Below are 9261 nucleotides of genomic sequence, written 5' to 3'. Positions count from 1 at the left end.
CCTGCTGCGCCGCGATGCGCCGGCGGCCGTCGCCGACGCATTCGTCGCGACGCGGCTTGCCGCGCCCGACTGGGGCCGCATCGCGGGCGGCTTCGATCCGCACGCGATCGACGTCGCCGCGCTGCTGCAGCGCGCGTACCCGGCCTGATGCCTTTTCGGACAACTTAGTACGACCCAGTTCGCCTTCGATCGCCCGCCCGGAGTCCCGATGAACCTCGTCGCCGCCCTCGACCGCGCCGCCCGTGCGACGCCCGACCAGCCGTTCCTCGTCAGCGAATCCGCGACGATCACCTATGCCGCCGCGCGCGAGCGCTCGCACCGCGCGGCAGCCGTGCTGAGCGCGCTCGGCGTCGCGGCCGGCGACCGTGTCGCCGCGATGTGCTTCAACACGCCCGCGTTCGTCGACCTGATGTTCGGCGCGTGGCGGCTCGGTGCGACGTTCGTGCCGGTCAACCACAAGCTGCAGGCGCCGGAAGTCGACTACGTGCTCGAACACAGCCGCAGCAAGGCGCTGCTGTTCGACGTGGCGCTCGCGCCCGTGATCGAACGCCTCGTGCATCCCGCGCGGCAGCTCGTGACCGAAGGCGAACTCGACGACGTGCCGTGCTTCGACACGCTGTGCGCGACGATGGACGGCCTCGCGGGCATCGAGCCGGCCGACGGCGACATCGCGCAGATCCTCTATACGTCGGGCACGACCGGCTACCCGAAAGGCTGCGTGCACAGCCACCGCACCGTGACGCTCGCGGCGATGCAGGCGGCGCTCGCAACCGGCATCGGCCGCCACGAGCGCACGTTGATGGCGATGCCGATCTGGCATTCGTCGCCGCTCAACAACTGGTTCGGCGGCACGCTAGTCGCGGGCGGCACCGTCGTGCTGCTGCGCGAATACCATCCGCTGCGATTCCTGCAGACCGTCGAGCGCGAGCGCGTGACGCTGTATTTCGGCGCGCCGGTGTCGTACCTGCTGCCGCTCGACACGATCGACGGCTTCGCGGCATTCGACCTGTCGAGCGTGCGCGCCTGGCTGTACGGCGGCGGCCCGATCGGCCCCGCGCAAGCCGAACGTCTCGCACGCGCGTATCGCAGCGATGCGTTCTTCCAGGTGTACGGCATGACGGAAGCAGGGCCGGCCGGCACGACGCTGTATCCGGACGAGCAGCTCGCGAAGGCCGGTTCGATCGGCCGCACCGGCGGCCCGGGCGTCGACCTGCGCGTCGTGCGGATGGACGGCATCGACGCGCAGCCGGGCGAGACCGGCGAGATCTGGCTGAAGACCGACAGCATGATGCTCGGCTATCTCGACGATGCGGCCGCGACGCGCGCCGCGTTCGCGCCGGATGGCTGGTATCGCACCGGCGACATCGCGCGGATCGATCAGGATGGCTACCTGTTCATCGTCGACCGGCTGAAGGACATGATCGCGACGGGCGGCGAGAACGTCTATTCGAAGGAAGTGGAGGACGTGCTCGGCGCGCACCCGGACATCGCCGAGGCGGCCGTCGTCGGTGTCCCGCATCCCGACTGGGGCGAGACGGTGGTTGCGCACGTGGTGCTGCGCGCGGGCACCGTGCCCGACGCGGATGCATTGCGCGCGTTCTGCGGCGAGCGGCTGGCCGCGTACAAGGTCCCGCGCGAATTCACGTTCGCGCAGGCGCTGCCGCGCACGCCGACGGGCAAGCTGCAGAAGTTCCTGCTGCGCGTGCGTCGCGAATAGCCGCTTGCGCGACCGCGGCAAACGAAAAAGCCACCCGGCCCGACGGCCCGGTGGCTCTTTCACATGACCGGCGGGGCAGCGACATGCGCCGCCGCCCGTTCGTCACGTCACTGGCTGCTTACTTCCCGCCGATGCTCTTCAGCGGCTTCCACTCGCCCTTCTCAACCTTGTACATCGTGATGCCGCCGTTCTTCAGGTCGCCCTTCGCGTCATACGCGACGTGCGTCGACGTCACGCCGGCCATGTCGGTCTTCGCGAGCAGCGGCAGGTACTTCGCCGGATCGGTCGAATCGGCCTTCTTCATCGCGTTGAACAGCGCCATCGCGCCGTCGTACGCGTACGGCGAGTACGTCTGCACGTCTTCGCCGAAGCGCTTCTTGTACTTGTCGGCGTACGTCTTGCCGCCCGGCATTTCTTCCAGCGGGAGGCCTGCCAGCGAAGCGATCGTGCCGTCGGCCGCGTTGCCCGCGATCTTCAGGAACGTCGGCGTCTTCACCATTTCGCCGCTCATCAGCGGGGCGGTGATGCCGAGCGCCTTCATCTGCTTGACCATCGGTGCCGCCTGCGAATCCGCGCCGCCGTAGTAGACGAGATCCGGCTTCGCCGCCTTCAGCTTGGTCAGGATTGCCTTGAAGTCGACAGCCTTGTCGTTCGTGAATTCACGGTCGACGATCGATGCGCCGCCTGCCTTCGCGGCCTTCTCGAACTGGTCGGCGAGACCCTGGCCGTAGGCCGTGCGGTCGTCGACGATCGCGATCTTCTTCATGCCGAGATCCTTCGACGCGAACGTGCCGGCCACCGAGCCCTGCTGCGTGTCGGACGTCATCATGCGGAAGGTCGTCTTGTAGCCCTGCTGCGTGTATTCCGGTGCGGTCGCCATCGCGATCTGCGGAATGCCCGCGTTCGCGTAGATGCGCGAAGCCGGAATCGTCGTGCCCGAGTTGAAGTGGCCGAGCATGCCCTTGATGCCGTCGTCGACGAGCTTCTGCGCGACCGTCGTGCCGGTGCGCGGGTCAGCCTGGTCGTCCTGCGTGTCGAGCACGAACTTCACCGGCTTGCCGCCGATCTTCGGGCTCGTCGCGTTGAAATCCTCGATCGCGAGCGCGATCCCGTTCTGCATATCCTTGCCGTAGTGCGCCTGCGCGCCCGTCATCGGCCCTGCGTAACCAATCTTCACGTCATCCGCATGGGCCGTCCCCGCCAGCGACATGACCGCGACGAACGTCGCGCCTGCCACTTTTTTCATCGTGTGTTGCATAGCATCTCCTTGGTACCAGGGTAAATGGAGCGGCTTCGGGATCGCCTGGCCGCTTCCTTTGTTTGATCCGAACGGCAAGGATGATCAGCCGATCGTCATCAAATTCGCATTGCCGCCCGCCGCGGCCGTGTTCACGCTCACCGAGCGCTCCGTCAGCAGCCGTTCCAGCGCGTAATCTTCCGCATCGCCGTTCTCGAACGCGCCCACCGACACGCCCTGCACCGACACGATCGGGCCCGGCCGCTGCGCGACGTCCTTCACGAGCGTCTGCAGTTCGTCGCTGTCGCCTTCGAACAGCACCGCGTCGAACTGCGCGTCAGCCTGCTTGCGCACGGTCGCATGCGCCTTCAGCGATGCCGGCAGCGCGGCAACCAGCGCCTCGCCTGCCGCACCCGCGAACAGCGCGCGGTTACCGGTCGCCAGCACCGCCGCGAACTGCGCGCGCGCGCCGCCCGGCGTCGCCGCGACACACAACACCGTGCCGCGCGGGCCGAGTGTATACGTGTTTCGCTCGCCCGTCGGACCGGTCAGCACCGCGGTCGCACCGGCCGGCACCTGGGCCAGATAGCCGTCGCAACGCGCGGCCAGCGCCGGCTCGCGCTGCTCGATCAGCCAGTCGCGCAGCATCGTGAGCGCCGCCGCCGGGTTGCCGCGTGCGTCGCCTTCCACCGCGCCGTCCGCGATCAGCGTCTGCGCGAGCGAACGCGGCAGGCCCGACGGACGCGTCGCGAGCAGGCGCTGCAGGTACAGCGCGCCGCCGGCCTTCGGGCCGGTGCCCGACAGCCCTTCGCCGCCGAACGGCTGCACGCCGACCACCGCGCCGATCACGTTGCGGTTCACGTAGATGTTGCCGACGTGCGCATTCGAGATCACGTGCGCGATCGTCTCGTCGATCCGCGTGTGGATGCCGAGCGTCAGGCCGTAGCCGGTCGCGCGGATCTGTTCCAGCAGCTTGTCGAGCTGGCTGCGGCGGTAACGCACCACGTGCAGCACGGGGCCGAACACTTCGCGCTTCAGCTCGTCGATGCTGCCGATCTCGATCAGCGTCGGCGGCACGAACGTGCCGTGCGCGCAGGCGTCGGGCATCGGCAGCTGCGTGACGCCGTGACCCTTGTCCTTCATCGCCGCGACGTGCGTGTCGATCGTCTGCTTCGCTTCTGCGTCGATCACCGGGCCGACGTCCGTCGACAGCCGGTCCGGGTTGCCGAGCGCCAGTTCGTGCATCGCGCCCTTGAGCATCGTCAGCGTGCGGTCCGCAACGTCGTCCTGCAGACACAGAACGCGCAGCGCCGAACACCGTTGACCGGCCGAGTCGAACGACGACTGCATCACGTCCGCGACGACCTGCTCCGCGAGCGCCGACGAGTCGACGATCATCGCGTTCTGGCCGCCCGTTTCGGCGATCAGCGGGATCGGCTTGCCGTCCGGGTCGAGGCGCGCGGACAGCGTCTTGTTGATCAGGCGCGCCACTTCGGTCGAGCCGGTGAACATCACCGCACGCGTACGCGCGTCGGCCACCAGCGCCGCGCCGACGGTCTCGCCCGTGCCCGGCAGCAGTTGCACCGCACCGGCCGGCACGCCGGCCTCGCGCAGCAGGCGCACGGCCTGGGCAGCGATCAGCGGCGTCTGTTCGGCCGGCTTCGCGAGCACCGTGTTGCCGGCGGCGAGTGCCGCGGCGACCTGGCCCATGAAGATCGCGAGCGGGAAGTTCCACGGGCTGATACAGACCACGGGGCCCAGCGGGCGGTGCGTGTCGTTCGAGAATTCGTCGCGGATCTGTGCGGCGTAGTAGCGCAGGAAGTCGACCGCTTCGCGGATCTCGGCGATCGCGTTCGGCAGCGATTTGCCGGCTTCGCGCACGATCAGGCCCATCAGCGTGTGCATCTGCGCTTCGAGCAGGTCGGCCGCGCGCACCAGGCAATCGGCACGCGCATCGACCGGCGTCGCCTGCCAGATCGGCGCGGCAGCCACCGCGTGCGCGAGCGCCGCGCTCACGTGTTCGGCCGTCGCTTCGCTGACCGTGCCGACCAGGTCGCGCTGGTCGGCCGGGTTGCGCACGTCGCGGGCCGGTGCGTCGGCGAGCGTGTCGTCGGCGAGCATCGGCGCCGCGCGCCACGGGAAATGCGCACTCGCGAGCAGCGCGGACGACAGCGACGCGAGGCGGTGTTCGTTCGACAGGTCGAGGCCCATCGAGTTGGGACGCTCGTCGCCGTACAGGTTGCGCGGCAGCGGGATCTTCGTGTGCGGCGCGCCGAGCGGCACGACCTTCGATGCCTCGTCGACCGGGTCGGCAACCAGCTCCTTCACCGACACGGTTTTATCCGCGATGCGGTTCACGAACGACGTGTTCGCGCCGTTCTCGAGCAGGCGGCGCACCAGGTACGCGAGCAGCGTCTCGTGCGTGCCGACCGGTGCGTACACGCGGCACGGACGGTTCAGCTTGTCGCGGCCGGTGACTTCCTCGTACAGCGGCTCGCCCATCCCGTGCAGGCACTGGAATTCGTACTGGCCCGGGTAGTAGTTCTGGCCCGCGAGCTGGTAGATCGCGGCCAGCGTGTACGCGTTGTGCGTCGCGAACTGCGGGTACACGGCATCCGGCGCCGCGAGCAGCTTCTTCGCGCACGCGAGGTACGACACGTCCGTGTAGATCTTGCGCGTGTAGACCGGATAGCCTTCGAGGCCGTCGACCTGCGCACGCTTGATCTCGGTATCCCAGTACGCGCCCTTCACGAGGCGGATCATCAGGCGGTGACGGCTGCGGCGCGCGAGATCGATCAGGTAGTCGATCACGAACGGGCAGCGCTTCTGGTAGCCCTGCACCACGAAGCCGATGCCGTTCCAGCCCGCGAGGTCCGGATCGAAGCACAGCGCCTCGAGCAGGTCGAGCGACAGTTCGAGGCGGTCGGCTTCTTCAGCATCGATGTTCAGGCCGATGTCGTAGCGGCGGGCGAGCAGCGCGAGCGAGCGCACGCGCGGCAGCAGCTCGCTCATCGTGCGGTCCTGCTGCGAGCGCGAGTAGCGCGCATGCAGCGCCGACAGCTTGATCGAGATGCCCGGGCCTTCGTAGATGCCGCGGCCGCCGGCCGCCTTGCCGATCGCGTGGATCGCCTGTTCGTACGACGCGTAGTAGCGCTGCGCGTCCTCTTCGGTCGTCGCCGCTTCGCCGAGCATGTCGTACGAGTAACGGAAGCCGCGCGCTTCGTACTTGCGGCTGTTCGCCAGCGCTTCGGAAATCGTCTCGCCGGTGACGAACTGCTCGCCCATCAGGCGCATCGCCATGTCGACGCCCTTGCGGATCAGCGGCTCGCCGCCGCGGCCGATCAGGCGCGTCAGCGCCGACGACAGCCCGGCTTCGCTGTTGGTCGTCACGAGCTTGCCGGTGATCATCAGCCCCCAGGTCGCCGCATTCACGAACAGCGACGGCGCGTGGCCGACGTGCGAGCGCCAGTCGCCCTTGCTGATCTTGTCGCGGATCAGCGCATCGCGCGTCGCGCGATCGGGAATGCGCAGCAGCGCTTCGGCGAGGCACATCAGCGCGACGCCTTCCTGGCTCGACAGCGAGAACTCGTGAATCAGCCCTTCGACGCCACCGCCCGAGCTCTTCTCGCGCAGCGCCTCGACGAGCTTCGTCGCGAGCGCCTGCACGTCCGCCTGCAGGTTCGCGGGCAGGCGCGCCTGGCCGAGCAGGAACGGCACGCATTCCGGCTCGGGGCGGCGGTACGCCGCCGTGATCGCCGCGCGCAGCACCGATTGCGGTTGCACGTTCTGCGCGAACTCGAGGAACGGATGCGGCGAGTTGTCGTCGTCGCCGTCCGCGTGACCGTCGGCGAGCTCCGTGACGCCGCTGTGGCCCGACAGCTCGGGCGGCAACTGGCCATGCTCGATCCGCTCGAGATACGCGAAGATCGCCTGCTTGATCAGCCAGTGGGGAGTACGCTCGAGACGCGCGGCGGCGTCCTTGAGGCGCGAGCGGAGAAGGTCGTCGACTTTGACGCCGAGAGTCGTGCTTGCCATGGTGGGTTCGTGCGCCGGTGCGAGCCCGGCAATGTGGTGTGAGAGGATGCGCGAAATCCTACGGCACGCAATAAAAAGGTGCAACCAAATTACGGGACCGGTTGCACCCATAGGTTACTCAATATAATCAGCCACTTATGCGGTTGCAACCTAGGAGTTGCCCGTGGTCGGAGGATCGGTGTTTTCCCTGATCGGGCCGGTTTGACATGCGTGCGCAACCTTCCGCGGGGGGCGCGGCGGACGAAAACGGGTTGCACTGGGTGCGGCGTGAGGTGAGGCGCCCGGGCGCGGCCGGGCGGCAAGAGACGGTTCGGGGGTACCCGGCCCGGTGGCCGGGGGTGCAACGCAGCGGCACGCAGCGCGGCGGCTGCATGCCGCGCCGCTCAGATATCCAGCGGATCGACCTCGACGCTCCACCGCAGCACGCCCTTCAGCGCGCGCAGCTCGGGCTGCCATGCGCGCAGCGCATGCTGCAGCGCCGCCCGCGATGCACTTTCGAGCAGCAACTGCGCGCGATGCACGTTCGCGACCTTGACGATCGTCATCGGCACCGCGTCGTAGACGGTCACGCGATCGGCCCCCGGCAGCCCCGGCAACGCGGCCGCGGCTTGAAGGAGGAACGCGAGCGCCGCGTCCAGCGTGCGCCCTTCGGCGCGCAGCAGCGCCTGGTAGACGAACGGCGGCAGGTGCGCGTCGCGGCGCTCGCCGAGTGTCGAATTCGCGAAGCCGACGTAATCCTGCCGCCCGAGCGCGTGGTACAGCGCATGACGCGGGTAACGCGTCTGCACGAGCACTTCGCCCGGCAGCCCGGCGCGCCCCGCACGGCCACTCACCTGCATCAGCTGCGCGAACAGCCGTTCGCTCGCGCGGAAGTCGTGCGAGAACAGCGCGGTATCCGCATTGAGCACGCCGACGAGCGACACGCGCTGGAAGTCGTGCCCCTTCGCGATCATCTGTGTGCCGACGAGGATGTCCACCTCGCCCGCATGCACATCGGAAAAGAGCGCCTGCGCGCTGCCCTTGCGGCGCGTGCTGTCCGCGTCGATCCGCAGCACGCGCGCGCCCGGCACGGCTTCGGCGAGCGCCTCCTCGATGCGTTGCGTGCCGCGCCCGAGCGGCGCGATGTCGACGTTCCCGCACTCGGGGCACGATCGCGGAATGCGCGCTTCCCAGCCGCAGTGATGGCAGCGCAACGCGTGCTCGGGCTTGTGCAGCACGACGTACGCGCTGCAGCGCGGGCAGCCGGCGACCCAGCCGCATGCGTCGCACGCGAGCTGCGGCGCGTAGCCGCGCCGGTTCAGGAACACGAGGCTCTGTTCGCCGCGCTCGAGCCGCGCCTTCAGCGCCGCGACGAGCGGCCCCGACAGCCCGCCCATCGACGCGCGCCCGCGCCGCCGCTCCTCTTCGAGGTCGATCAGCCGCACGGTCGGCAGCGTCGCGTCGGCCACAGCGCGGCGCGACAGCGTGAGCCGCGTGTAGCGGCCCTGCTCGGCCTGCCACCAGCTTTCGAGCGACGGCGTCGCCGAGCCGAGCACGACCGTGATGCCGAGCTGCTTCGCGCGCCACACGGCGAGGTCGCGCGCCGAATAACGCAGCCCTTCCTGCTGCTTGTACGCGGGCTCGTGCTCCTCGTCGACGACGATCAGCGCGAGCGTCGGCATCGACGCGAGCACCGCGAGGCGCGTGCCGAGCACGATCCGCGCGCGGCCCGTATGCGCGGCGAGCCAGTTGCGCGCACGCTCGCCCTCGGCGAGCCCGCTGTGCAGCGTGACGATCGCGTCGTCGGCGAGCGCACCCGCGAAGCGCGCGCGGAACGCGGCCTCGAATTGCGGCGTCAGGTTGATTTCAGGGACGAGCACGAGCGCCTGCGCATCCGGCCGCGCGTCGAGCAGCGACGCGAGCGCATGCAGATAGACCTCGGTCTTGCCGCTGCCGGTCACGCCATGCAGCAGGAACGGCGCGAAGCCCTGCGCGGCCCGAATCGCGTCGAGCGCCTCGGCCTGCTGGTCCGTGAGCGCCGGCGGCACAGTTCGTCCACCGGCTGCCAACAGGTTATCCACAGCTTTGGGCACAGGCGCATCGGCCCAGCCGATCTCCTCGACGTCGACCCAGCCGCGCGCCGCCCAATCGTCGAGCGTGGCCGCCGCCTTCGGGTGCAGCGCACGCGCCTCGGGCAACACCAGCGAGCCGGTGTCGACCAGCGCCTGCGCGAGCCGACGCAGCGCGGCCCCGCGCGCGGGTAACGCATCGGGCAGCGCCGCGCGGCCGGCTT

4 protein-coding genes are annotated in these 9261 nt (G+C 69.3%); 1 reads left to right on the top strand and 3 read right to left on the bottom strand.

The window, feature by feature from the left end; translation table 11 throughout:
* The first annotated feature begins 208 nt into the window (after positions 1-208).
* On the top strand, positions 209-1717 hold the full coding sequence (locus F3J15_RS36285; protein ID WP_166897454.1) for an AMP-binding protein: 1509 nt from the start codon (positions 209-211) through the stop codon (positions 1715-1717).
* Positions 1718-1835: 118 nt separating this feature from the next.
* Here the strand turns inward: F3J15_RS36285 and F3J15_RS36280 are convergent, their stop codons facing one another.
* From F3J15_RS36280 to F3J15_RS36270, 3 genes are all read right to left on the bottom strand, one after another.
* Positions 1836-2975: a branched-chain amino acid ABC transporter substrate-binding protein gene (locus tag F3J15_RS36280; RefSeq protein ID WP_089483191.1), complete on the bottom strand. Its 1140-nt coding sequence runs from the start codon at positions 2973-2975 to the stop codon at positions 1836-1838.
* A gap of 84 nt (positions 2976-3059) precedes the next feature.
* Positions 3060-6989 carry a trifunctional transcriptional regulator/proline dehydrogenase/L-glutamate gamma-semialdehyde dehydrogenase gene (gene putA / locus F3J15_RS36275; RefSeq protein WP_166897451.1) on the bottom strand — a complete coding sequence of 1310 codons (3930 nt, stop codon included), beginning with the start codon at positions 6987-6989 and terminating at the stop codon, positions 3060-3062.
* Positions 6990-7372: 383 nt separating this feature from the next.
* A partial coding sequence (locus F3J15_RS36270) for a primosomal protein N' (protein ID WP_166897448.1) occupies positions 7373-9261 on the bottom strand: 1889 nt, incomplete at its 5' end.

It is taken from the genome of Burkholderia sp. Ap-955 (genome assembly GCF_011753045.1).
GTDB classification, from domain to species: Bacteria; Pseudomonadota; Gammaproteobacteria; order Burkholderiales; family Burkholderiaceae; genus Burkholderia; species Burkholderia lata_D.
The sequence above is the reverse complement of the archived record's forward strand: the minus strand, read 5'-3'. Positions and strand labels throughout refer to the sequence as shown.

Bases quoted from the DNA above. Each gene is read 5' to 3' on its own strand.
- F3J15_RS36285 (WP_166897454.1), top strand. From the start codon at position 209: ATGAACCTCGTCGCCGCCCTCGACCGCGCCGCCCGTGCGACGCCCGAC.
- F3J15_RS36280 (WP_089483191.1), bottom strand. From the start codon at position 2,975: ATGCAACACACGATGAAAAAAGTGGCAGGCGCGACGTTCGTCGCGGTC.
- putA (WP_166897451.1), bottom strand. From the start codon at position 6,989: ATGGCAAGCACGACTCTCGGCGTCAAAGTCGACGACCTTCTCCGCTCG.